Source organism: Aestuariibaculum lutulentum, assembly GCF_032926325.1.
GTDB classification, from domain to species: domain Bacteria; phylum Bacteroidota; class Bacteroidia; order Flavobacteriales; family Flavobacteriaceae; genus Aestuariibaculum; species Aestuariibaculum lutulentum.
In genome coordinates this window covers 3,201,684-3,227,626 of record NZ_CP136709.1, presented here as the reverse complement: position 1 = coordinate 3,227,626, position 25,943 = coordinate 3,201,684, and the positions used below count along the sequence as shown (strand labels likewise).

General features: G+C 34.9%; 26 protein-coding genes and 1 other RNA gene. 17 read left to right on the top strand and 10 right to left on the bottom strand.

The genetic code is table 11. The annotated features are described in order from the left end of the window. Positions 1-67: 67 nt before the first annotated feature. The 9 genes from R1X58_RS13745 (at position 68) to R1X58_RS13705 (ending at position 9,751) form a co-directional block, all read left to right on the top strand. Entirely contained in the window at positions 68-1,708 is a 1,641-nt protein-coding gene (locus R1X58_RS13745; RefSeq protein ID WP_240573928.1) for a sulfatase family protein, read from the top strand. Positions 1,709-1,878: 170 nt separating this feature from the next. Further along, a complete protein-coding gene (locus R1X58_RS13740) occupies positions 1,879-2,439 on the top strand; it encodes a sugar O-acetyltransferase (RefSeq protein WP_240573932.1) in 561 nt (186 codons plus the stop codon). 1 nt (position 2,440) lies between these two features. Next, positions 2,441-2,674, top strand: coding sequence for a CBU_0592 family membrane protein (locus R1X58_RS13735; RefSeq protein ID WP_317292987.1), 234 nt, complete (start codon positions 2,441-2,443; stop codon positions 2,672-2,674). Positions 2,675-2,783: 109 nt separating this feature from the next. Next, positions 2,784-3,866: a glycine cleavage system aminomethyltransferase GcvT gene (gene gcvT, locus R1X58_RS13730; RefSeq protein ID WP_240573935.1), complete on the top strand. Its 1,083-nt coding sequence runs from the start codon at positions 2,784-2,786 to the stop codon at positions 3,864-3,866. Between the two features lie 17 nt (positions 3,867-3,883). Next, complete coding sequence (locus R1X58_RS13725) at positions 3,884-4,720, top strand: sugar nucleotide-binding protein (RefSeq protein ID WP_240573938.1); 837 nt, start codon at positions 3,884-3,886, stop codon at positions 4,718-4,720. A gap of 64 nt (positions 4,721-4,784) precedes the next feature. After that, the gene (locus tag R1X58_RS13720) at positions 4,785-5,081 is read left to right on the top strand and encodes a 4a-hydroxytetrahydrobiopterin dehydratase (protein WP_240573941.1); all 297 of its coding nucleotides are present in this window, start codon (positions 4,785-4,787) and stop codon (positions 5,079-5,081) included. A 127-nt stretch (positions 5,082-5,208) separates the two neighbouring features. Continuing rightward, positions 5,209-5,928, top strand: a complete 720-nt coding sequence (locus tag R1X58_RS13715) for a YebC/PmpR family DNA-binding transcriptional regulator (protein WP_240573944.1) — start codon at positions 5,209-5,211, stop codon at positions 5,926-5,928. A 138-nt stretch (positions 5,929-6,066) separates the two neighbouring features. After that, positions 6,067-7,053, top strand: a complete 987-nt coding sequence (locus R1X58_RS13710) for a Gfo/Idh/MocA family protein (RefSeq protein ID WP_240573947.1) — start codon at positions 6,067-6,069, stop codon at positions 7,051-7,053. Between the two features lie 100 nt (positions 7,054-7,153). Further along, a complete protein-coding gene (locus R1X58_RS13705) occupies positions 7,154-9,751 on the top strand; it encodes a zinc-dependent metalloprotease (RefSeq protein ID WP_240573950.1) in 2,598 nt (865 codons plus the stop codon). Positions 9,752-9,931: 180 nt separating this feature from the next. Here R1X58_RS13705 and R1X58_RS13700 read toward each other — a convergent pair whose 3' ends face one another. The 5 genes from R1X58_RS13700 to R1X58_RS13680 all read right to left on the bottom strand — a co-directional run bounded on the left by R1X58_RS13700 (position 9,932) and on the right by R1X58_RS13680 (position 14,639). Then, entirely contained in the window at positions 9,932-11,014 is a 1,083-nt protein-coding gene (locus tag R1X58_RS13700) for an iron-containing alcohol dehydrogenase family protein (RefSeq protein WP_240573954.1), read from the bottom strand. Between the two features lie 98 nt (positions 11,015-11,112). Next, positions 11,113-11,817 carry an HAD family hydrolase gene (locus tag R1X58_RS13695; protein WP_240573957.1) on the bottom strand — a complete coding sequence of 235 codons (705 nt, stop codon included), beginning with the start codon at positions 11,815-11,817 and terminating at the stop codon, positions 11,113-11,115. After that, on the bottom strand, positions 11,808-12,536 hold the full coding sequence (kdsB, locus tag R1X58_RS13690) for a 3-deoxy-manno-octulosonate cytidylyltransferase (RefSeq protein ID WP_240573960.1): 729 nt from the start codon (positions 12,534-12,536) through the stop codon (positions 11,808-11,810). The genes R1X58_RS13695 and kdsB overlap by 10 nt, the downstream gene beginning before the upstream one ends. 83 nt (positions 12,537-12,619) lie before the next feature. Then, positions 12,620-13,195 (bottom strand): DUF4126 domain-containing protein, encoded by a 576-nt coding sequence (locus tag R1X58_RS13685; protein ID WP_240573962.1) that lies wholly within the window; start codon positions 13,193-13,195, stop codon positions 12,620-12,622. 19 nt (positions 13,196-13,214) lie between these two features. Further along, positions 13,215-14,639 (bottom strand): ATP-dependent DNA helicase, encoded by a 1,425-nt coding sequence (locus tag R1X58_RS13680; RefSeq protein WP_240573964.1) that lies wholly within the window; start codon positions 14,637-14,639, stop codon positions 13,215-13,217. Between the two features lie 127 nt (positions 14,640-14,766). Between R1X58_RS13680 and R1X58_RS13675 the strand changes: the two genes are divergently transcribed. From R1X58_RS13675 to R1X58_RS13655, 5 genes are all read left to right on the top strand, one after another. Next, a complete protein-coding gene (locus tag R1X58_RS13675; protein ID WP_240573967.1) occupies positions 14,767-15,504 on the top strand; it encodes a hypothetical protein in 738 nt (245 codons plus the stop codon). Further along, on the top strand, positions 15,488-16,309 hold the full coding sequence (locus R1X58_RS13670; protein WP_240573969.1) for a DUF3822 family protein: 822 nt from the start codon (positions 15,488-15,490) through the stop codon (positions 16,307-16,309). The genes R1X58_RS13675 and R1X58_RS13670 overlap by 17 nt, the downstream gene beginning before the upstream one ends. Beyond that, positions 16,309-16,854 carry a 16S rRNA (guanine(966)-N(2))-methyltransferase RsmD gene (gene rsmD / locus R1X58_RS13665; protein ID WP_240573972.1) on the top strand — a complete coding sequence of 182 codons (546 nt, stop codon included), beginning with the start codon at positions 16,309-16,311 and terminating at the stop codon, positions 16,852-16,854. Before R1X58_RS13670 ends, rsmD begins: the two co-directional genes overlap by 1 nt. Positions 16,855-17,000: 146 nt before the next feature. Further along, positions 17,001-17,546, top strand: coding sequence for a nuclear transport factor 2 family protein (locus R1X58_RS13660; protein ID WP_240573975.1), 546 nt, complete (start codon positions 17,001-17,003; stop codon positions 17,544-17,546). A 31-nt stretch (positions 17,547-17,577) separates the two neighbouring features. Beyond that, entirely contained in the window at positions 17,578-18,321 is a 744-nt protein-coding gene (locus R1X58_RS13655; RefSeq protein ID WP_240573978.1) for a hypothetical protein, read from the top strand. A gap of 57 nt (positions 18,322-18,378) precedes the next feature. Here R1X58_RS13655 and rnpB read toward each other — a convergent pair. Beyond that, positions 18,379-18,695: RNase P RNA component class A (gene rnpB / locus R1X58_RS13650), an RNA gene on the bottom strand. Between the two features lie 103 nt (positions 18,696-18,798). On the opposite strand from rnpB, the gene dnaX reads away from it, so the two are divergent. Genes dnaX through miaE form a run of 3 tightly spaced genes read left to right on the top strand, consistent with a single transcriptional unit; the run spans position 18,799 to position 21,662 of the window. Continuing rightward, positions 18,799-20,502 carry a DNA polymerase III subunit gamma/tau gene (dnaX, locus tag R1X58_RS13645; protein WP_240574006.1) on the top strand — a complete coding sequence of 568 codons (1,704 nt, stop codon included), beginning with the start codon at positions 18,799-18,801 and terminating at the stop codon, positions 20,500-20,502. A gap of 10 nt (positions 20,503-20,512) precedes the next feature. Next, entirely contained in the window at positions 20,513-21,079 is a 567-nt protein-coding gene (locus R1X58_RS13640; protein WP_240574008.1) for a hypothetical protein, read from the top strand. Between the two features lies 1 nt (position 21,080). After that, on the top strand, positions 21,081-21,662 hold the full coding sequence (gene miaE, locus R1X58_RS13635) for a tRNA-(ms[2]io[6]A)-hydroxylase (protein WP_240574011.1): 582 nt from the start codon (positions 21,081-21,083) through the stop codon (positions 21,660-21,662). Here the strand turns inward: miaE and R1X58_RS13630 are convergent. The 4 genes from R1X58_RS13630 to R1X58_RS13615 all read right to left on the bottom strand — a co-directional run bounded on the left by R1X58_RS13630 (position 21,659) and on the right by R1X58_RS13615 (position 25,829). Then, positions 21,659-22,183, bottom strand: a complete 525-nt coding sequence (locus R1X58_RS13630) for a porin family protein (protein ID WP_240574013.1) — start codon at positions 22,181-22,183, stop codon at positions 21,659-21,661. The two genes, miaE and R1X58_RS13630, sit on opposite strands and share 4 nt — an antisense overlap. A gap of 106 nt (positions 22,184-22,289) precedes the next feature. Next, positions 22,290-23,195, bottom strand: coding sequence for a Ppx/GppA phosphatase family protein (locus tag R1X58_RS13625; RefSeq protein WP_240574015.1), 906 nt, complete (start codon positions 23,193-23,195; stop codon positions 22,290-22,292). Between the two features lies 1 nt (position 23,196). Further along, positions 23,197-25,260 (bottom strand): polyphosphate kinase 1, encoded by a 2,064-nt coding sequence (ppk1, locus tag R1X58_RS13620; protein WP_240574017.1) that lies wholly within the window; start codon positions 25,258-25,260, stop codon positions 23,197-23,199. Positions 25,261-25,334: 74 nt separating this feature from the next. Further along, positions 25,335-25,829 carry a SixA phosphatase family protein gene (locus tag R1X58_RS13615; RefSeq protein WP_240574020.1) on the bottom strand — a complete coding sequence of 165 codons (495 nt, stop codon included), beginning with the start codon at positions 25,827-25,829 and terminating at the stop codon, positions 25,335-25,337. Between the last annotated feature and the right edge of the window lie 114 nt (positions 25,830-25,943).

Genomic DNA, 25,943 nt, shown 5'->3' with positions numbered 1-25,943 from the left:
AATTGATATGAATGTTTATATTTACTACTCAAACTAAAACTTTCAAATTTTCTACTTAAAATCAACTATGAATTTTAAAAAATTTTCGACCCTAACCTTATCACTATCCTTACTGATTTCTTGCGGGAAAGCCAATAAAACTCAAGATAAAGCAGAAACAACATCAAAACGTCCGAATATTATCTTTATCATGTCCGACGATCATGCTTATCAGGCTATAAGTGCCTATAGTGATAAGTTAACTACAACACCTAATATTGACCGTATAGCCAACGATGGAATTTTATTTACCAATGCCTCAGTTACCAATTCCATATGTGCCCCATCAAGAGCAACAATTCTTACCGGAAAGCACACACATATTAATGGAAAAATAGATAACCTGTCCCCTTTTGACACCACTCAGGTTACATTCCCACAATTATTTCAAAAGGCGGGTTATCAAACCGCAATGTTTGGAAAACTTCATTTTGGAAATAGTCCCAAAGGTGTCGATGACTTCATGATTCTTCCAGGACAAGGGAATTATATTAATCCTGATTTTATTACTACAACCGGAGAAATAGTTAAGACAGAAGGCTATGCTACAGATATTATCACAGATATGTCTATTGAATGGATGGATAAAAAAAGAGATACCACTAAACCATTCTTATTAATGTATCTCCATAAGGCGCCACACCGTGCCTGGTGGCCTAAACCAGATAGGTTTAAAGCTTATTCTCAACGTACATTCCCTGAACCAGAGTCTTTATTCGACGATTATTCCAACAGAGGAACGGCTGCTAAAACTGCCGAGATGAACATATTAAATCACATGCTGTTGTCTTACGACTTGAAAGTGTTTCCTGAAATTGTTGATGCTCTTGGTGCAAACACCGATAAGAGAAACACAGGCATGTTCAATCACGGTGATTTTTCAAGAATGAATGAAGAGCAAAAAGCCTTATACATGCCTATTTTAGATGCTATCAATAAGGATTTTAAAGACCATTGGCCAACAATGACTGATGAAGACAAAATGCGTTGGAAATACCAACGTTACATGCAGGACTACTTAGCGTGTATTTCTACAGTTGATGATAATATTGGTCGTGTTTTAGACTATTTAGAAGACCATGATTTAGAAGATAATACCATCGTTGTGTATACTTCCGATCAAGGGTTTTACTTAGGAGAACATGGCTGGTTCGATAAACGCTTTATGTATAACGAATCCTTCAGAACGCCTTTAATGATTAAATGGCCAAACCAAATTAAACCAGGTATAACGAGCGATGAGATGGTTCAGAATTTAGATTTTGCACAAACCTTTTTAGAAGCAGCCAGAATAGCCATTCCTGATGATATGCAAGGAGAAAGTTTGATGCCGCTATTAACAGGAAAAACCGAAGAATGGACTCGTGATGGTGTGTATTATCATTATTACGAATATCCTGCCGAACATTCGGTTAAACGTCATTATGGCATTGCAACTAAAGAGTTCAAATTAATTCATTTTTATTACGATGTTGATGAGTGGGAATTATACGATCTTAAAAACGATCCGCAAGAAATGAATAATGTTTACAACCATCCTGATTATGCTGAAGTTGTTACCAGACTGAAAAAAGAATTAGAAGAAATGCGTGTAAAATATAAAGACTCTGATGAATTAGATGAAAAATTTATAAAATTATATAAAGAAAAAAGGAATCAGCATTACTAATAAAAAAGCGTTTCAATTGTGGAACGCTTTTTTATTGAAGTAAATAACTCGTAAATTTATTATCTCAAATGTTTAAATATGTAATGCCCTCTGTTAATAAGTTACAAACAAACCGATATGATAATTAGGGCATTCCATCTGACAATTAAAAACCAATAAAATATTAACAGATGAAATCAGAAAAGGAAAAAATGCTTGCCGGAGAGCCTTTCGATGCACATGGTGAGGAAATGATCGGCATCAGAACCAAAGTAAAACATATTCTGCACAAACTAAACGTTACTGAATATTACACCGATAAGTTTGAGGATACCATAAATGAATTGTGCCCAAATTCGGCTAAAAACATTCACTTAGAACCACCTTTTTATTGTGATTACGGAGAAAATATTTTTGCCGGTGATGGCGTATTCATAAACTTTGGAGCTGTTATTCTGGATGGCGCAAAAGTGACAATTGGCAGAAAAACATTAATAGCTCCAGGTGTTCATATTTATACAGCCAGACATCCGTTAAATATTAAAGATAGACGCGTATGGGAAGACGTACGCCCAGTAACCATTGGTGAAGAATGCTGGATTGGTGGCCACGCTACTATTTGTCCAGGAGTTACTATTGGCGACCGTTCGGTAATTGGTGCCGGATCGGTTGTTACGAAAGACATTCCTGCCGATTGTTTAGCGGTTGGTAATCCGGCAAGGGTTGTTAAACAATTAAATCAAAAGGACTAAAATGAATTTAACAGACTGGATTGGCTTCATTGGCGTTGCATTAATTCTCCTGGCTTATATTTTGAACGTTAGTAACAGAATTTCAAATACGCATATGGCTTTTATACTTCTAAATTTTATTGGAGCTTCAACAGCATGCTTTGCTTCAGTTCTTTTAAACTACTGGCCCTTTATTATTTTAGAAGGTGTTTGGGCTTTTGTGTCACTCTTGACACTTTTCAGATTTAAAAAATGAGAATACCCCATTTTTATGTCTTCAATCTTAAGTTCTTTTTAACTTTATATAAAATCAGGTATCTATAAAATTTCAATACATTTGCGTCACAAACTAAAATATTACGTAAATGAAGAATACAGCCTTAACAGAAACTCACATTGCTCTGGGTGCTAAAATGGTGCCTTTCGCAGGATACAACATGCCTGTACAATATGAAGGAGTTAATATTGAACACGAAACCGTAAGAAACGCCGTTGGTGTTTTCGACGTGTCTCACATGGGTGAGTTTTTAATTGAAGGTGAACATGCATTAGCTTTAATTCAAAAAGTATCGACTAACGATGCTTCTAAATTAACCATTGGTAAAGCGCAGTACAGCTGTATGCCAAACGATAATGGTGGAATTGTAGACGATTTAATTATTTATAAAATTAAAGACGAACAATACTTATTAGTTGTTAATGCAAGTAACATAGATAAAGACTGGAACTGGATTCAATCTAAAAACGATGTAGGTGCAGACATGCGTAACCTAAGCGATGAATACTCGCTATTAGCTATTCAAGGACCAAAGGCTATCGAAGCGATGCAAAGCTTAACAAGTCACGATTTATCAGCTATAAAATTTTATTCTTTTGAAGTTGGTGATTTTGCTGGTATCGATAACGTAATCATCTCTGCAACCGGATATACCGGAAGTGGTGGATTTGAAATCTATGTAAAGAATGAAGATGTTCAACAAGTTTGGGATAAAGTATTTGAAGCTGGTGCCGATTTCGGAATTAAACCAATTGGTTTAGCTGCTCGTGATACGCTTCGTTTAGAAATGGGATATTGCCTATACGGAAACGATATCGACGACACCACCTCTCCTATTGAAGCCGGTTTAGGTTGGATTACAAAATTCACGAAAGACTTTACAAATTCTGAAGCTTTAAAAGCGCAAAAAGAAAACGGAGTAACACGCAAATTAGTCGCTTTCGAATTAGACGAACGTGGTATTCCGCGTCAAGGTTACGACATCGTTGATGCAGAAGGCAACAAAATTGGTAATGTTACTTCAGGAACTATGTCGCCAAGCTTAGGTAAAGGTATTGGTTTAGGGTATGTTCCAACAGAATTAACTGGACTAGAAAGCAAAATCTACATCCAAATACGTAAAAATGCAGTTCCTGCTACTGTAGTAAAACTGCCTTTTTATAAGGTATAAACACAAAATTCTATGTTATGAAACGCTTGCAAAACGAAGAAAAACATAGAATATTAATATTAGGGGCTAGCGGCTTTTTAGGCAATGCAATTTATAAAGAGCTATGCCCCTATTTTAACACTTTCGGCACCTTCAATACCGAAAACAAGCAATACGAAAGAAATCAGCATTTCTTTCAGTATAACTTTGAAGAGGATGATGTTTATGAAATTCTCGATGTTGTAAAACCCAGCATCATTATATCGGCACTTCGTGGCGATTTTGCTGCACAGTTTATAGCTCATAAACATGTTGCTGAATACATTAGCAACCATAAAACCAAATTCATCTTTCTGTCTTCGGCTAATGTATTTGATGCGTACAGCAAATACCCGAGTTATGAAGAAGACAAAACCCTTAGTAACAGCATTTACGGGCATTTCAAAATTAAAATTGAAAATATGCTCTTAAGACTTCCAAAAAAGAAAGTCGCTATACTTCGATTACCAATGGTTTTTGGCCCCAATTCACCAAGAATCAAAGAAATTGCTCAGCATATTCATGATAAGGAACCTGTTGAAGTCTTTCCTAATTTAATTATGAATGTTACCACACACACCAAAGTGACGCAACAGATTCACTATATCATCAACCGAAACAAATCGGGCATATTTCATTTAGGAAGCACCGATTTGGTACATCACGATGAGTTTATTCGTGAAATAATAAAAGTATCCGGCTTCAAAAAAGCTATTTATAAACGTGTATACACCACAAACGACGACCGGTATTTAGCTGTTTTACCAAAATACAACATGCTACCTAAAAACCTGCAATTACTAAGTCAGGAAATTTTAACAGAATTAGAAATATAATTGATTTTACAATTCTTAATTAGTACATTGTAATTAATTATAACCCAATTAAAAACCATAGATTATGAGCAAATTATCAGAACAAGATATCGAAAAACGTTTACTTTCATTACCAGAATGGGACTATTATGACGATGCCATTCACGCTGAATTTGAATTCGACAACTTTAAAGACTGTTTTAGTGCCATGAGTCGCATTGCTTTCGAGTGCGAAGCATTAAACCACCACCCGGACTGGTCTAATACGTATAATATACTAACCATTTCGTTGTCTACTCATTCTGCGCATGGTGTAACCGAAAAGGATTTTGATTTAGCAAAAGCCATTGAAGCCATTGTAGAACCAGAGGACGAAGAATAAATACGCACAACAATTTAAAATCTAGCACAAATCCTTTATAGATTTTGTTAAATTTGCAGTTGAATATAAAATAACAATAACCTCTAAAAAGTCACTTTTTAAGTGACTTGATATAAATAATTAAATTATGGGAAGAGCTTTTGAGTTTAGAAAAGCACGTAAAATGAAGCGCTGGTCGGCGATGAGTAAAGCGTTTACTCGCATTGGTAAAGATATTGTAATGGCTGTTAAAGAAGGAGGCCCAGATCCGGACAGCAACGCACGTTTAAGAGCGGTAATACAAAATGCCAAGTCGGTAAACATGCCTAAAGACAATGTTGAACGTGCCATTAAACGAGCTTCAGATAAAAATCAGGGTGATTATAAAGAAGTTATTTTTGAAGGTTATGCACCACATGGTATTGCTGTTTTAGTTGAAACGGCAACCGACAACAATACGAGAACTGTAGCTAACGTTCGTAGTTATTTTAATAAATGCGACGGAAGCTTAGGAACTTCAGGTTCGGTAGTATTTATGTTCGACCACACCTGTAATTTCAGAATTAAAGCTGATGGTTTAGATCCAGAAGAATTAGAACTTGAATTTATCGATTTTGGTGCAGAAGAAGTATTTGCTGATGAAGATGGCATTTTAATCTATGCCCCTTTCGAAAACTTCGGAACCATTCAAGCGGAGTTAGAATCTCGTGGTATTGAAATTTTATCATCAGGTTTCGAGCGTATACCTCAGGTAACTAAAGAACTTTCTGCCGAGCAAGCTGCCGATGTAGAAAAGCTTTTAGAAAAACTTGAAGAAGACGATGACGTGCAAAACGTGTACCACACGATGCAAGAAGTTGAAGAATAATTCTTTACTATAAATATTGAAAAGGCTATCATTAATTTTGATAGCCTTTTTCTTTTCTAATATTCTTAACATAAAGATTATATTAGCAACGTTTGTCTTTACGAATAAATCTTAATTTTAGAAAGAAAATATATACACATGATAAAAAACAATACAGTTATTAGATGGGGCATTATAGGCTGCGGTGATGTTACCGAAGTAAAAAGTGGACCTGCATACAAACTAACAAAAGGTTTTGAGTTAACGGCTGTCATGCGGAGAAATGCAGATAAGGTTAAAGACTACGCAAAACGTCATCAAATTGAAAAATACTATACAGATGCCGACCAACTCATTGACGATCCTGATATTGATGCTGTATATATTGCAACACCACCAGATTCTCATATGTTTTATGCTTTAAAGGTAGCCGAAGCAGGAAAAATTTGTTGTATAGAAAAACCAATGGCGCCCAGTTATCAGGAAAGTTTAGCCATATACAATGCCTTTAATGAAAAGAATATTCCGCTTTTTGTGGCTTACTACAGACGCTCATTACCTCGCTTTACACAAATAAAAGAATGGATTGACAATAATGAAATTGGTGATGTTCGACACATCAGTTGGCAATTCAGCGCACCTGCTTCCGACTTAGACAAATCTGGTGAATACAACTGGAGAACCGATGTAAAAATCGCTCCAGGAGGCTATTTCGATGATTTAGCAAGCCATGGTTTAGATTTTTTCACCTTTATTTTAGGAAACATCAAAGAAATAAAGGGTATTAGCCTCAATCAACAAGGTAACTATTCTGCAAAAGATGCCATAACCGCCTGCTGGGTACACGAAAATAATGTAACCGGATCGGCATTCTGGAATTTTGATTGTAACGATAGACTAGACAAAGTCACCATTCTAGGAAGCAAAGGCAGCATTGAATTTGCTATATTTCATGAGAAACCTATAAAATTAAAAAGTGACAGGAATAAAGAAACGTTACATATCGAGCACCCAAAACACATTCAAATCTACCATGTTGAAGATATGCGAAACATGCTTATTCAAGGTAATTTTACACATCCTTCGCTTGGTGCTTCAGCATTACATACCAGTTGGGTTATGGATAAGATTTTAGGTAATTTATAACTAAACTTTTTTATTAAGCAATTTTTAACGTTCTCAAAGATAAAAACAATCTATTAAATGGGTATTTTTAGCTTCAATCATTTGAAATTCAAATCAAAATATGAAGCAACACAAACTAAACATTCACCATTACGCATGTATTGCACTGGCATCGCTCTGCTTTTTGAATCCTTCAAACATGGAAGCTCAAAACAAGAAAAAAAAGAAAAAAGATGCTCAAACGGAAATTGTCGCCGAAACGCCTAAAAAAAGCAAAGACAAAACCATAGCTGAACTCGTAAAAACGAGTAAGGAAATCGATGGTTTATTTAAGATTTATCAGGATACCATAAAAGGCTCCCTTCAAATGGTTATTTCTGAAGAGCAGCTTGGTAAAGAATACATTTATTTCAGTCAGATATCAGATGGTGTCATGGATGCCGGAAGAGTTATAAGAGGCATGTACCGGGGTTCTAAAGTTTTCAAAGTTGAAAAGTATTTCAATAAAATTGAATTTATTACGCAAAATACGTCCTTCTACTTCGACCCTGAAAATCCTTTATCTAAATCAAAAGATGCTAATATTAGTGAAGGCAATATGGCTAGTATAGAAATTTCAGCTTACGATAAAGACAAAAAACTTTATTTAATTAATGCCGATAATTTATTTTTAGCAGAAACCTTTTCCCAAATTAAAAATCCATCAAGACCAGGATCATCTCCAACAGAGTTTAAGATTGGGAATTTAGACAAATCGAAAACCAAAATATCAGACATTAACAACTATCCTGAAAACACTAATATGGAAGTTGAATATGTTTACTCTCAACCTTCTGTATTAAATGGCGGCTCGAATGCTGTTGCTGATGGCAGAAACGTAAGCATAAAAGTGTATCATAGCTTAATTGCTATGCCTGAAAATGATTTCCAACCTAGATTTGACGATCCACGAGTTGGTTATTTCACAACTCAGGTAGACGATAAAACATCGGCAAGCTCGACACCGTATCGTGATTTAATTCACCGTTGGAATTTAGTTAAAAAGAATCCGGAACTGGAATTATCTGAACCTATCGAACCGATTACCTGGTGGATAGAAAATTCAACTCCTTTAGAATGGCGTGAAACTATTAAAGAAGGTGTTTTACAATGGAATAAAGCTTTTGAAAAAGCGGGCTTTAAAAATGCCATGGTTGTAAAAGTGCAGCCTGATGATGCTACCTGGGATGCCGGCGATATTCGCTATAACGTTTTACGTTGGACATCGTCGCCAGAACCACCGTTTGGAGGTTACGGCCCTAGTTTTGTGAACCCTAGAACCGGAGAGATTTTAGGAGCCGATATTATGCTGGAATTTGCGCATTTTTCTAACCGTGTGTTCTATGATAAAGTTTTTGAATTAACATCTTCAGTAAAAACTTTCGAAAACAACACATCAAACACAAACGACCATACGTTTTGCTTTTTAGGTGATGAATTGCATGATGAAATGATGTTTGCCAGCTCAGTTGCTGAAGCTGCCGGAGCATCAGATTTTGAGTTAGAGCGCATCAAAAAGGAATCAATGACCGCTTTAATTATGCATGAAGTTGGACATACTTTAGGTCTAAATCATAATATGAAAGCGAGTCAGTTATTTTCACCTGAACAATTGAACGATGCTGAATTTATTAAAGGAAAATGTTTAACCGCTTCAGTAATGGATTATGCGGCTTTAAATGTAACTAAAGACCGAAGTAAACAGGGACAATACGACGATGTTACAGTTGGCCCTTACGATATTTGGGCTATTCAGTTAGGTTATAAACCTTTTAAAACAGAAAAGGAACATCAGGATTTATTAAATGAATCTACAAAACCAGAACATATTTTTGGTAATGATGCCGATGATATGCGTTCGCCCGGTAAGGCTATAGACCCTCGTGTAAATACAGGAGACCAATCGAACAATCAAATTGCCTGGGCTGTTGATCGAATTGAATTGTCTAATAATTTAATGAAGGATCTAAAGGGTAATTTCAGTAATACAGGAGAATCTTACCAGGAACTCCGTCGTGTTTACTATTTGTTATCTGGACAAAAAGGATCTGCCGCAAATACCATTTCAAGATTTATTGGAGGTGTTTATGTAGAACGTTCTATGGTAGGGCAAGAAGGTGAAAAACAACCGTATACTCCGGTAAGTTTAGAAGATCAAAAACGCGCTATGAATGCCTTAAGCAAATATATATTTGCTCCTGATGCTTTTGATGTACCTAATGATTTATATAATTATTTAGCCATGCAGCGTCGTGGTTTTAATTTCAGAACACCTGAAGACCCTAAAATACATGATCAGGTTTTAGGATACCAGAAGGCTGTTTTAAGTCATATATTACATTATAATACGCTTCAAAGAATTTCAGATTCTGAATTATATGGCAATAGGTATACGCTTTCAACCATGATGACAGATTTAAACAACTCTATTTTTAAAGCCGATATCTCTGGAAACGTGAATTCCTTCAGACAAAATTTACAATTAGAATACACAAACATGCTCATTTCTATGTTAACAAATAAGCAAGGATCCAGATATTCTAATTTAGCACAATCTATGGCTTTGTATAATTTAAATGCGATTAAAACGATGACAAGTTCTGGTGGCGATGTTTCTTCAAGAGCACATAAGCAACACCTGAAAACGTTAATTGATAATGCTTTAAAGGAAGTGAAATAGTGATCTATAAAACCAGAAAAGCGACTCTAATCGAGTCGCTTTTTTTGTATGTAGAACATTAATGTTTCTTTTAAGGGACAAATAATTGTTTACTTTATGTTTCATTACAACCACACATGAAGTAAAATTCAAAATCTATGCCAAATCACTAGTTCAAATTCCTGTTTAACAAAATTTTTACTACATTTTTTGATATAGACTTTTCAGTTTTTCTGGTGTCATAATGTTTTTCCAGTTTTTACCTAAGGCATTTTCCCAAAGCGGTGCCATTCCTAACGAAACTTTAATCATAATATCGAAATCAGCATCAGTTAAATTGGCACAAATCCCCTGTGGTAATTCTATATTATGTTTGGCTTTCATTTCTTTAAACAATTTAACGCCTTCAGGGTAAAACTCTTCTAAATGATCGAAAACTATACAATTTCCAATACCGTGTTTTGTTCCTAATAAATAAGCTAAACCATAACTCATAGCATGGGCTACCCCCACCTGAGAGTAAGCAATACTCATTCCACCGTGCCAGGATGCCATCATCAATTTTTCCTGAGATTCAACTTCTGACAGATTATTATCAAGAAATATTTCTTTACATAAATCAAAAGCTTTCTCGCCATAACTCTGGCTAAAGGCATTTAAATAAGACCCTTCAAGCGATTCTATGCAATGAATATAACAATCCATTCCTGTATAAAACCATTGTTCTTTAGGAACATCTTGTGTTAACTCAGAATCTAAAACCACCTGATCAAAAGGCGTATAATCGGAGTTGATTCCTAACTTCTTTTCAGGTCCGGTTAACACCGTTGTTCTTGAAACCTCTGCTCCTGTTCCTGAAATAGTTGGAATCCCCACATGATAAACGGCTTCATTCTTAACTAAATCCCACCCTTGGTAATCTTTAGCTTCACCTTCGTTCGTTAACATAATAGAAACTGCTTTGGCTAAATCTAACAAGGTTCCGCCTCCTATTCCAACAATTCCTGAGGGACGTTCTTTAGTGGTAAGTATAATATCTTCTACCAATTCATCAACCTGCGAGGTTTTTGGTTCTTCTGCAGCAGATATATATATTATTCTATCACCGTAAGCTAAAGGGATTCTAGAAGTCAACCAGGCATTGTTTTTAAATACATCATCTACCAAAAATATAAATGGAGCTTTTGAATTTAAACGCTTTGGTTCTAAAATATCATTTAACTGATTGAAACTACCGCGACCAAAAATAACTCTTGGTACCATTGGAAAGTTTTTATAACTCATCTACTATGCTTTCTTTTTCGTAACCCAAAAATAAGGTTATTTTAAAATTAACATCATAAAATCGTACTTGATTTTATGAATTTTAACACAATTATATTTTAGTTTAAAAGTGTAATTAAATCCTTTAAACTACTAATGGTTTTGTAATTTTTGCCATTTGTTTCTTTTTCAGACACTTGTTCATGAGCCCAAGTGGTATGAAACGGAATATGCACCGCATGTGCTTTAATATTTACTAATGGTAACACATCAGATTTTAATGAATTACCAACCATTAAAAACTCGGACGGATTAATATCTAAATGATTTAAAAGTTTCGAATAATTTTCTTCCTTTTTATCACTCAATACCTCTATATGGTGAAAATATTTCGTTAGTCCTGACTTTTCTAACTTACGCTCCTGATCTAATAAATCACCTTTGGTTGCCAGAATTAAACGATATTTTTTCGATAATGATTCTAAAACCTCTTCAACACCATCAAGCAATTCCACTGGTTTATTAAGCATGTCTTTTCCAATGTTTAATATTGCTTCAATTGTTTGTTGAGAAACATTATAATTGGACTGTTCTAAAGCGCTTTCAACCATCGACAAAACAAAAGCTTTAACTCCGTATCCGTAGAGCGGTAAATTAGCAATCTCTTTTTTGAAAAGCTCCTGGTCTAATTTATTCAAGGTTTCATACTCCGATAGTAAGTTACCAAAACTAGCTTCAGCCTCTCTAAAATAGGTTTCGTTTACCCAAAGGGTATCGTCGGCATCAAAGCCAATTACTTTTATGTGCTGGTAGTTTACTTCCATTGTTTTTGTGCTCGTATTAAATCTTCAGGCGTGTCTATTTCAACTCCTTCAACATCGGTCTCCACCATTTTAATGCGTTTTCCGTATTCTAAATAGCGTAGTTGCTCCAGTTTTTCTGAGGCTTCTAATGTTAGCATTGGTAAACGGTAAAAATCTAAAATTGCCTGTTTTCTGAAAGCATAAACCCCTTTATGTTTATAGTACTTTACATTAACTGTTTCGTCTCTGTGATACGGAATCGGGCTTCTTGAAAAGTACAAAGCAAAATTAAAATGGTCTAGAACCACCTTAACTGTATTTGGATTTTTTATATCCTCTTCTTCGGTAATATGAACCATTAAAGACGCTAAATCAATAGATTTATCGTGATCATCTTTAAACACATTAATTAACTTTGATAAGGATTCCTTATCAGTAAACGGCTCATCTCCCTGAACATTAATTACGATATCAATATCCAAATCTTCAACAGCTTCAGCGATTCTGTCACTTCCGCATTCGTGTTCCTTCTTACTCATAATGGCCTTACCTCCATTATTTACAATTTCATTATAAATAATCTCGCTATCAGTCACCACAAACACATCATCAAACAAACCTGTACCGACGGTGGCTTCGTAAGTTCTAAGAATAACAGGTTTTCCTCCTAAATCTTGCATAAGCTTTCCAGGAAAACGAGAAGCACTGTAACGTGCCGGAATCATTGAAATTATCTTCATTCGTATATTATTAATATCTGCTTTCAGAACTTTCTTTTTATTTCTTTACATTCTGAATTTACAGGACAAAAATAGAATTTTTATTATCGATTTGAAGCTTTAGGACGACTAAACTTTTTATACAATTTAAATATGATAAACAAGATGAGTATTACAAACAGAAAGGCTATTACCGGAACAAAAATAGATAGCACAGACATTACTATTGATGTTCCAGTTTCTACGGTAGAAACGATAGGGTTTCCCAAACCACCTGTTGTTGCTGTCGAAGCTAATCGTGTTGTCCCTGAAGAACCCGAAATAGCGGCTGCCGTTCCACCACCAGCAATAATAGCCAATGCCCAGGTTACTACCGGACTTAAATCGGACACAGTTGAAAGCATAACAGCTGTTCCTGCAAGTGCGGCTAAAGGGACAGCTATACTATCTAAAGCATTATCTACAAAGGGAATAAAATAAGCAAAGATTTCAACTATGGTCGCCACCCCTAACGTTATCAATGCTGCTGAACTCCCCACCCATTGCCAGGACTCGTTAAGTTCCCAAACATTAAAATAGGCTGCTAAACTTAAGGTGAATAAAGGTAAGAATACCCGAAAACCTACCGAAGCTGCCAGACCTATTCCCAAACAAATGCTTATAATTGAATCTACTGCCATAGTTATTGTATATCAAAAACTATTCCTCAAAGAAATCGTCTTTAAAGCCTATAAGATACAATTTTTCTTTGGCACGTGTCACCGCAGTATATAACCAACGTAAATAATCGGTATCGATGCCATTGGGCAAATACGGCTGCTCAACGAAAACCGTGTTCCACTGCCCTCCCTGAGATTTATGACAGGTTATAGCGTAAGAGAATTTTACCTGCAAGGCATTAAAATGTTTGCTGCCTTTAACCTTTAAAAATTTTCGATAGTTACTACTCTCGTTGGCGAAATCTTTCATAACCTCCTGATACAGTCTGTTTGAATCGTCGTAAGATAACGATGGACTTTCAGCTTCAATAGTGTCTAACAATAAAACCGTTTCTATCGGGGCCATTTTGGGATAATCGACCATTCTTATTTTTACTTCCGCGAAGCGAAAGCCATAAAGCTCTTCAATTCTAAATATTTCAAGAACTTCTATAATATCACCATTGGCTATAAATCCGGCTTCACTGGTTGGTTTTACCCAAAAATAATTGTTCTTAACCACCATGAGATAATCGCCGGCCGACAGTTCACTTTCATTAAATAGTATACGATTTCTAATGTTTTGGTTGTATAAATTAGCCCGTTTATTACTACGAACAATAATAGCCGTTTCTTCGTTTCCTAAATCGCTGTATGCGCTGTTGATGGCATCCATGATTTCGTGACCATCAACCAAACGAACAATATCCTTAAACCCGTGTAAATCGAATTTAAAATAATCATGAAAATCACTCGCCAATGCTTCACGTAACACTGTCGCATTAGCTAAAATACCTGAATCGTATTCCTGACGTACTACTTCGTCTAACTCCATTAGAGTGACTTCCTTATTATAATTTAGAGCTAAGGTATTTTCATTTAAGGCAGGACTTAAATCTAATTTTACAGGTGGTAACTGCGCGGTATCTCCTATCAACAACAATTTACATTTATGTCCTGAATACACATATTGAATAAGGTCATCTAGTAATGATCCGTTTTCAAAAAGTTTAGACTCTCCGGGTGTATCTGGAATCATAGATGCCTCGTCAACTATAAAAATGGTGTTTTTATGCTTGTTGGGTTGTAATACAAAAGACAACCCACCGCCTTTATCCTTTTTAGGGAAATATATCTTCTTATGAATGGTAAATGCCTCTCTACCAGAGTAATTCGATATTACTTTGGCAGCACGACCTGTTGGAGCCATTAAAACCGAACTTTTTTTCGCTTTCCATAAATTATTTACTATCGCACCAATTATGGTTGTTTTTCCTGTTCCTGCATATCCTTTTAATAAATACAATCCGTTAGGTGAATCGTCAAAGATAAATTCTGAAAGTTGCTGTAACACAACACTCTGCTTTAACGTAGGTTCGAATGGGAATTGTTTTTTAACTAAGGAATTAAATTCGGATGCAGTCATTAAAAGGAATAAAAATTATAAATTATTCAAATATAGAAATGATTTTATTCTCAATAGATTTTTACGATTAAAAAAAAATTGTAGATTTGCGAAAGACCTTTAATAACTTTTTAATTAAAAAATAACGATGTTAAAATTTATTCTTATTGCTGTTGCAGTAATCCTACTTACAGTTGTCCTGGTTAAGGTAATTGACAAATTTGTTCCTTCTAAAGTTAAACCAGTTATTAGTATAGCACTTTGGATTTTAATCATATTTTTAGGTTATCAAACCTATATGTCTATATACACTCCAATCTTATTCAATCAGGAGAAAAACAGACGTTATGCTGAAGTTATCAAAAAATTAAATGACATTAGAGATGCCGAGTTGGCTCATAAAACGGTTACTGGAAAATTCGCTGACAATTTCAACGATTTAATTAAATTTATCGATACAGCTGAATTCACTATTACTGAACGTCGTGATTCTTCTGTAATTGACGTTGAGCAAACAAAACGTTTCGGAGTAGATATGTTTAAGGATATTGTAGTTATCGATACTTTAGGATATGTACCAGTAAAAGACTCTTTATTCAAAAACTCTGATCGTTACAAAACAATGATGAATGTGCCAGTTGGAGAGCCTGGAGCTCAATTTAAATTAGATGCTGGTTTCATCGAGCAAAGTAAAATTAACATTCCTGTATTTGAAGCTTCAGTTAAAAAAGATGTTATTCTATTCGACCAGGATAGAGATATGGTAATCCAAGAAAACCAAGTTATGTCGGTAGACGGTGTTAACGGCGAGGTTTTAAAAGTTGGATCTATGGAAGAAGTAAATACTGCTGGTAACTGGCCTAAAAACTATGGCGCAAACGAGTAAAGAATTAAATACTTTAACAAATAAAGACTTGTCCATTCAAATTAGTTTGAGTGGACTTTCTTTTTGTATTCTACAAAGAGACACCAATACTATCAGTAATCTTACTGAAATTAATTTTGGTAAGAAACTAAATTATCTTGTGCTTTTAGATCATCTAAAAAATGCTTTAGAGGCTAACCCAAATTTGCAAGAGACATTTGAGACCGTAACAGTCGTTCATGATAACGAAATAGCAAACTTGGTACCTATGCCTTTATTTGATGAAGATCATCTTGCCGATTACCTGAAGTTTAATTCTAAAATTTTAAAGTCTGATTACATAGCGACTGATGATATTGTTCTTAACGACAGTGTAAACGTTTATGTACCATTCACCAACATTAACAATTTTGTTTACGATACCTTTGGTGAATTTACCTTTAAACATGTGTCTTCTGTATTAATTGAAAACATTTTGCTTATTGAAAAAAATGCAGATGCTCCAAAAGTTTATGTAAATGTTGGTCAAAATCATTTTGAAATCATTGTGGTCGATAAAGCCAAGCTTTTACTTTATAACACTTTCGATTTTACAACAAAAGAGGACTTTATTTATTACATCCTCTTCACAACAGAGCAGCTCAATTTAAACCCGGAAACCTTTCAGTTGGTATTGCTGGGAGAAATTGCAGAAGACGATGAATTATACAACATAGCTTATAAATACATAAGATTTGTTAGCTTTGGCAGCAGAAATGAAAATTACATTTACACGGAAGCTCCGAAATCAAACCATTCTAATTTTACACTTATAAACAGTTTTTAATGCGAATTATCTCAGGATCACTTAAAGGAAGAAAAATTATAGCACCTAAAAAATTGCCAGTTCGTCCAACAACCGATATGGCAAAGGAATCCTTATTCAATATTTTAAACAACACCTTTTATTTTGATAGTATTTCGGTATTAGATTTATTTGCCGGAACTGGTAATATAAGTTATGAGTTTGCTTCTCGCGGCACTTCACAAATCACTTGCGTCGATCAGGATTTTGGATGTATCAAGTTCATTAAGCAAACAGCTGATAGTTTAAATATTCCTATTCAAACCATTAAAGGCGATGTGTTTAAATTCTTAGAAAAAGCTTCTATGCAAACCGATATCGTTTTTGCCGATCCGCCATACAATTTCCCTGACGAAGATTTTGCAAAGATTGCCGAATTGGTTTTTGAAAACGATTTTCTTTTAGAAGAAGGCGTTCTAATTATAGAACATTCTAAACACACCGATTTATCTCAGGTAAAACATTTTAGCTATGCTAAAAACTACGGCAGCAGCGTATTTAGTTTCTTCGAAAATGAAGTAAGTTAAGTTTTACTTCTGTAATTCTTTTTTTTTCAGTACTTTAGAGTTAGGAAGAAGCCCTTTCTCTAACTTTTACTTATTTTTTTGATGTAAGCTGTATGTAGCTCTTATTTATGGTTCATGTTTTTAATAACCAATAAAAAACCATAAATATGAAAAAACTTCTTCTAGTAATGCTTGCAACCATATTATTTGTTGCATGTAAAGACCAACCACAACGCTATTTCGAAACTTCTCATGAAATAGACATTTTAAAATCGGGTATTAAAGCCTATGAAGACCAGGACTGGACTGCCTGGAGAGCCAATTTTGCAGACACTGCAAAAATTCATCATAACACTATTAAAGGACTATCTCCTGAAGATAACATGACCAACCTGCAAAATATGGTTGTCAATTTCGCTTCTTATGGATTTCAGGACAAAGGATCGTTCTCTGAAATGGTTATAGATAAAGATGCTGAAACCTGGGTTAATTATTGGGGCATCTGGAATGGCGTTGTTATGGAATCGGGAGAAAAAGTAACAGTTCCGGTACACCTAACAGCGAGATTTATTGATAGTAAAATTGTTGAAGAATACGTTTATTACGACTCCGCTCCTATTTTAAAAGCTTTAGAAGCAGCCAAAAAACTATCTGAAGCCGAAGCACCAATTGAAGAAGCTGAGATTGAAAATGCAGAAATGGCTAAAGAATAAAACCCTAAATAATTCAATAAAATATACCAACATGAAAACTATAAAACACATTTTATCTATCATATTTATTATTGTTTTAATTCCGAATGTTTCTGCTCAAATGTATCGTATACATCAGGATAATGTAAAGCCATCGAAACTTGAGGATTATGAAAAAACCGCTAAAGCCTTTAACGAAGCCTGCGTAAAGTATAATGTTCAAGCTAATTGGGCAACTGCAACAACCGATAACCTAAAGTATCTTTATATTTCTGAAATTGAAAACATGGCAGCTTTAGATAATCGTCCATTTGCCGAAATGGCTAAAGCTATGGGCGACGACTTTGGTAAATTGTTCGATGATTTCGATAAGTGTTACGACTCTCACTGCAGCTATATTATTCATTTGGTCAAAGATCTATCATATATGCCCGAAGGCTTCAGCATGATGCAGGAAGGCCAGGATTACCGCAAGTGGTTCTATATTTACTTCACCCCTCAGAATGCGAAAAAGGTAAGAGAAGGTATGGAAGCCGTGAAAAATATGTACGAAACAAAAAAATCAAAAGAATATTACCGCGTTTACAGAAATGGTTTTGGCACATCTGAAGACTGCTATCTTGTTGCTGTCTCTTCAAAAGATGAAATTGACGGAGCAACAAAAGCTAAAGAAAATGACAAACTTTTAGGTCCAGATAGCTGGGATACGTTCAAAAAAGTTATGGATTATGCCGAAAGATTTGAAGAGGTAAGCGGTAAAATGCGACCTGATCTCTCTTATTTCCCTAAAAAGTAAATTAAGGCAGATTTTATTAAATGGAAAATCCTTCTGGTAAACCAGAAGGATTTTTTGTACTTAAGTAAACCTATAAGCCGAATTCTGTACTTTTAAAATTAAAAGCCCTTATCATTTATCTGAATGTACTGTTACCAGTACACTTTAGCTGCCTACCCTCCAACAATCGAACGTGCCGCCCTCAAGCGTTGGTATACATGGCATTGCACCTCATAGAGTTTACCTGATTTCACTACAGCATTACCTGTACATCCTTTCTGTTGCACTTTTCCTGACCTCTCGGCCGGTGGCCATTAACCACTATGATGCACTATGGTGTTCGGACTTTCCTCCCTTTCAAAATAAATTGAAACAGCGATAAGGCGATTTACTCGCGGGCAAAAATACAATTAATTGTTAATAACTCCTGTTTAATTTTTATAAGGTTTACATATATTTTTGACTTGAATTTTTAACTTTGTTTATCAAAAAATATCAATGGAACACTTTGTAGTATCAGCCCGTAAATACAGACCTCAAACGTTTAAAGACGTTGTTGGTCAGCAGGCCATTACAAACACTTTACTTAATGCCATTGATAACAATCACTTAGCACAAGCCTTACTATTTACAGGGCCACGAGGTGTGGGTAAAACCACTTGTGCGCGTATCCTGGCTAAAATGATTAACAGCGATGGAACTGAAACTGGTGATGAAGATTTTGCCTTTAATGTTTTTGAACTCGATGCTGCCTCTAATAACTCGGTTGACGATATTAGAAGCTTAACGGACCAGGTTAGAATTCCTCCGCAAGTTGGTAAATATAAAGTCTATATTATAGACGAGGTACACATGCTGTCTCAGGCTGCTTTTAATGCGTTTCTTAAAACCCTAGAAGAACCACCAAAGCATTGCATTTTTATTTTAGCAACTACCGAAAAACATAAAATTATCCCAACCATCTTATCGCGTTGTCAGATTTTTGACTTTAAGCGAATTACAGTTAAAGATGCTAAGGACTATTTAAAATATATTGCTGAAGAACAAGGCGTAAAAGCTGATGATGATGCGCTGCATATTATTGCCCAAAAGGCAGATGGTGCTATGCGTGATGCCTTATCGATTTTCGATCGTGTCGTTAGTTTTTCAGGTAAAGACTTAACCAGACAAGCAGTTACCGAAAATTTAAATGTACTGGATTACGAAACCTATTTCACCAGTACCGATTTAATTTTAGAAAACAAGATTCCAGATTTACTACTTCAGTTTAACAACACCTTATCTAAGGGTTTTGATGGTCATCATTACATCGCCGGATTAGCATCTCACTTTAGAGATTTACTGGTAAGCAAAACTCCTGAAACCATTGAGCTTTTAGAAGTTGGTGAAGAAACTAAAAAGAAATATTTAGAACAGTCTCAAAAAGCAACACAAGCCTTTTTACTTGAGGCCATAAATCTGGCTAACGACTGTGATTTAAAATATAAAACAAGTAAAAACCAACGCTTACTCATTGAATTATGCCTTATGCAGCTTGCCTCTATCACTTTTGATGGAGAAAAAAAAAATAGCAGACATTACATAATTCCGGCATCTTTCTTTAAGAAAAAAGGGATCACTCCTGTTCCTGTTAACCTTCCGAAGGCATCAACTACAATAGAAGAGACAACTCCAAAAAAGCAAATACCTGCTAATAATTTTCAGGCGCCGCAGCCGGCTAAAATTGATTTAAAAAGCGATAATAAACGTAAATCCGGATTATCGCTAAGTAGTTTACGGGTTAAGAAAGAACACCAGATTAAACAAATGGAAGTTGTTGTAGATGAAGAAAATCTACCAAGCGAACCATTTACTGAGCAAGCTCTTATCGCGTCCTGGAACGAATATACAAACTCTATAAGGAGTAAAGGTCTGCATAACCTGGCCTCTATTTTGGCGATGGATACTCCGAAAGTAAAAGGCACTACAATACACGTAGAATATCCTGCCGAAACCAATAAAGTTGAAGTTGAGCGTAACCAATACGATCTTTTGGCGTATATTAGAAAGTCTTTAAGCAATTACGACATTAGTTTGTCTATTGATGTTAACGAGGTGAAACAAAAACAATACGCTTACACCCCGATGGAGAAATTTGAAAAGCTTAAAGAAAAAAATGCTAATATCGATATCTTAAGAAAGACTTTCGATTTAGACCTTTAATGGATTTAAAATGAAAAAACTACTGTATTTAATTTTCATTATTATAGGTTTTATAAGTTGTGATGGTCGTGAACGTGCATACATGTCTAACGAAGCCATTTTGAAAGAAGACAATCTATTTAAAGCCTTCAGTGAGGAGTTACACTTTATTCCTGAAACGCCTGTAAAAATTGTAACAGACACCATTTTAAGCACAGGATTTCAGGTAAAAATCAACTATCATTCAACGGAGAGCAATCCTCTTGTTTATACCAAAAGAAATAAACGCGATTCCATTATATATTCACATTACAAAAACTTTGAAGCCCATATTCAGATTTCAAAGAATACCGAATCCATTATTAATTCTGCTTTAGACAAACGTCTTTTTAAGTCGTTTGAAAACTCAGAGTTTTGGGATAAGGCCATTATGCAATATGTATGGATCAATCATGAAGCTTCAACTGAACAAAAAATTCAGTTACATACCGCTTTTCAAATACCAGAAACTGAAATTTACAGAGATTTTATTCTGAACATTTTTGAAAACGGAACCATAGAAATTAAAGAATACCACATTAAACCTAAAACAACATAGTATGTTAGGATTAAAATTACCAACAGACCCACGTTGGGTTAATATTGTAGAAAAGAACATTGAAGAAATACTTACCGATCATGCATTTTGCGAGCAAAAAGCAACTAGCACAGCGATATCGCTTATTGTAAGTTTTCCTGAATACACCGATTTAGTTCAGGAAATGACAGCCTTGGTAAAGGAAGAAATCAGCCATTTTAAAATGGTACACGATAAAATTATTGAGCGCGGCTGGACTTTAGGACGCGATCGACGTGACGATTATGTTATAGAATTAACGAAATTCTTTCCCAAAGGCGGAAGCCGAACAACCCAGCTGGTTCACCGCTTACTTTACGCGGCCCTAATTGAAGCCAGAAGTTGCGAACGTTTCAGGTTGTTATCTGAAGAACTTGAAGATCAGGAATTGGCTAAATTTTACAGAAACCTTATGGTTAGTGAAGCTAACCATTACACCATGTTTTTAGGCTTTGCCCGTAAATACGGGGTAAAACAAGAAGTTGATGCCAAATGGCAACAACTTCTGGAATATGAAGCTGAAATTATGTCTAAATTAGGTACTTCTGAAGCTATACACGGTTAAAATTTAAACCCAACACCTATTTGGATATTGGTGTTTTTAGCTTCAGCATTTACATTATCATCAAAGATATTAGAGAATCCGTAAGTATATCGTACGTCTGCAAACAGGCTGTACGATATCTTATAATCTAAACCTGCGACACCAGAGTACGCGAAGTTTTTCATCATATCTTCCTCTTTATGAACTTTTAATCCCACTTGTGGCGCTATACCGAAACGTAGTTTTTCCGCAAGTCTGAATTTTAAAAAGATAGGCATTTGAATGTAGTCTAAGTTTAAAACTTCATCTTTAGCACCTTCAGCAGAAAACTGAAGTTCTGGAACCAATGAAAATCCTTTGGAGAAAGCGATATCACTGAAAGCGCCGAAATAAAAGCTATTTCTATGCTTGTTTTCCATGATTGGTGTATCCTTAAAATCTAGATTTGATATATTATATCCTCCTCTAACACCAAATTTTACATCTTGTGAAAACCCGTAAAAGGACGCACCAAGAAGTATTGTAAGTAGTATTTTTTTCATAATAATATAGGTTTAGTATGTAAATCTGTTGCTTAACTAAATAAGTAACACGAATATATATTATAAACCTAAAATCTTACAATTTTAAAAGGTGAAGTGCATAATTTTACTGTGTATTGCTCGAAACCGTATCGTAGTATATACTTTTTATAATACCATCGGCCAAACCAATCTTCGGTACATAGATGTTTTTGGCACCACTCCATTTCATTGACGATAAATAAATTCGCATTGCCGGTATAATAACGTCTGCACGGTCTTGATTTAAGTCTAATTCTGAAATACGTTCTTCGTATGAATAACTTTGAAGTGTATTGTAATATGAGGTTAAATAAAAGTAAGAAAGCGGTTTTCCTAAGGCTTTACCTGAAATTTTAAAAATCTTATTAATGTTACCTCCAGAACCTAACACAGATATCATATCATACTGACTAGTATGGGTTTTAATCCAGGCCTCCAAATCGAGCCAGGTTTCTTTAGAGACCATATCGTTAAGTAAACGTACAGTTCCTATTTTAAATGATCGGGAGGTAACCTGAACACCTTCATGAATTACGGTAAACTCAGTACTACCCCCACCTACATCGACATATAAATAAGTTTTACTTTCGTCGATATATGTGTTTAAATCGGTAGCTGCAATAATAGCTGCTTCTTCCTCGCCATCAATAATATCGATTTTTATTCCGGACTGCTGGGAAATGGCTTCCACAATTTTTTTTCCATTAGTCGATTCGCGCATTGCTGATGTAGCACAGGCTTTATATTTAACCACTTTATGAGATTTCATAAGCAACCTGAAAGCCAGCATGGTATCCAGCATACGCTGTGTATTTTCCTTAGATATTCTTTGATTCACGAAAACATCTGCTCCCAAACGAATAGGGACACGTACCAAAGAGTTCTTTTTGAACTTAACTGGTTTCCCTTCGCGTTCAATAATATTAGATATAAGTAATCTTACCGCATTGGAACCGATATCTATCGCTGCATATTTTTTAATTGAAAGCATATTAGTTTTTCATTTTATCTACATAATACTCGTAAGTGGCAAATTGTGACCTTACCTTTTCCTTGTCATTAACTCGATATTTATTCTCTTGCGAGTCGCAAATAATACGTGCTTTAACATTATCGCTCCAGGATATATTAAAGGTATCAATAATTTCTCTTTTTATATCTTCATCATAAATTGGGCAACTCACTTCCACTCTATTTTCTATATTTCTGGTCATCCAGTCTGCCGAAGAAATATATACTTTTGGATCACCGCCATTTCCGAAAATATACACACGAGGATGCTCTAAAAATTTATCGACAATACTTATCGCCTCAATATTTTCGCTCATACCTTCTATTCCCGGAATCAAACAACAGATTCCTCGAACAATCATTTGAATTTTCACACCGGCATTACTTGCTTCATACAATTTATCGACCATGGTATAGCTCGAAATACTATTCATTTTAAGTCTTATGTATCCCGGCTTACCTTGTTTTACATTTTCAATTTCTTTATCAATCAATTTGAAAATCGCTTTCTTGGTATAATGCGGCGAGGTAATTAAATGCTTATATCTGAAAATTTTATAATTCGTTTCAAAAAAACTAAAAATTTTAGTAACATCTTTTAATATGCGCTGATCTGAAGTCAGTAACGTGTAATCTGTGTAAATCTTTGCGGTAGATTCGTTAAAGTTTCCTGTGCTAATAAAACCATAACGTCTTAACTTTTTACCTTCTTCACGCTCTATAATACACATTTTGCTGTGCACTTTTAAGCCCTGAACACCAAATATTAAGTTAATGCCTTCATCTTCCATTTGCTGTGCATAGGCAATATTGGCCTGCTCATCAAAACGAGCTCTAAGCTCAATTGCCACGGTAACCGATTTCCCATTAATGGCTGCATTAATTAAAGAACTTGCAATATGTGAAATCTCAGCAAGGCGATAAATAGTAATTTTTATGGTTTTAACACTCGGATCTAAAGCCGCTTCACGTAAAAACTTAACCACATAAGAAAACGTCTGATAAGGTGCATAGATTAAATAATCTTTCTTTTTAATAGCTTTAAAAATACTTTCCTCAAGACTTAATCCTTTTACAGGTAAAGCTTCAATTTTATCATACATTAAATCTGTGCGACCTAAGCTCGGGAAACTCATATAATCTCTTCGGTTATGGTAGCGACCTCCAGGAATGATACTATCGGTATTATCAATACCCATTTTAGACATCAAATAATCTAATGTGTCCTGATGAATAGTTTTATCGTAAACAAAGCGAACCGGCTCACCTATTTTTCGGTGTTTAACACTATCGGAAACCTTATCAATAAAACTCTTACTTAAATCACTATCAAAATCGAGCTCACCATCACGAGTGATTTTAATCATGTGCGCAGATATTTCCTTATAATCAAAAATATTAAAGATATCTTTCAAACAATAGCGTAGCATATCATCAATCATAATGATATAACTTTTATCGCCCTGCTTTGGCAATTCAACAAATCGATTAACAGACTTTGGAATTTCAATTAAAGCAAACTGTTTGCTTTTGTTTGCCATAATCATTTTAACCGCCAAGTAAGCAGCACTATCCTTTAAATTTGGTAAAACAACATCATCATTAAGGATAATCGTTACCAGTGCAGGACTGACCTTTCTAAGAAAATAACGTCTTATAAATTCACTTTGGGAAGCATCAATTTGTGTTTCATTAATAATATGAATATCCTCGTCTTCAAGACGCTGCTGAATCATATCCAGAATCTCTAAACTCTCACTTTGTTGTTTAATTACAATCTGCGTAATGATTTCAAGTAGTTCTTCGGCTCGAATACCTCCTAACTCATTTTTACCCGCTTTACCTGCATCAACAATACGTTTTACTGTAGCATAACGTACCTTAAAAAATTCATCTAAGTTGTTTGAAAAAATTCCAAGAAACCTTAAACGTTCGATTAACGGCACCGCTTCGTCTTCTGCTTCCTGTAAAACCCGTGCATTAAATTGTAACCAGCTTATTTCTCTATTTATATAGCTATTCGTGTGTACTTCGGGTTTCGTCATGCTCATAATTCGTTTATATCGGTTTAAGCAAATATATTTATTTGCAGGAAATAATGTTCAATATAAATGATGCTTTATTCATCATTTTTTAAATCTCTTGGAAATAAAGTTAATACAGTTTTTCCTTTATTCAAATCTTTCCAATCGTTAATATCGAACTCTGTTATAACCACTCCGCTAGTCGGTACATTATCAATGTATTGACTACCAAACGTATTAACAAAGTCTGTAACAGCATGGTTATGTCCAAAAACTAGTAAAGTTTTCACATCTGTATCGCAAGATTTAATAACGCGTGTTAAATCTCTACCATCAAAATCGTACAATTCATACATATACTCTAAATCTTTATCCATTAGATTTAAATTTGAAATGAAGATTTTTGAGGTTTGTGAAGTACGCACAGAATCGCTGGAAAGTATTAAATCTATAGCAGCAGAATCCATGTTTAAATGCTTTGAAACAAGGTTTGCATCTGTAATACCACGTTGGTTTAACGGCCTCTCATGATCTATGACATTAAATTCCCACGAGGATTTAGCATGTCTTACTAGTATAATTTTTTTCATAACTTCGATAAAATGCAATTTTCATCGTTAAAATGTTGTTTTTATCGATAAAAATCACTTTATTTGTTGAATTAAAGTATAACTAATTTAATCAGAAAATATAAATAAAGCTAT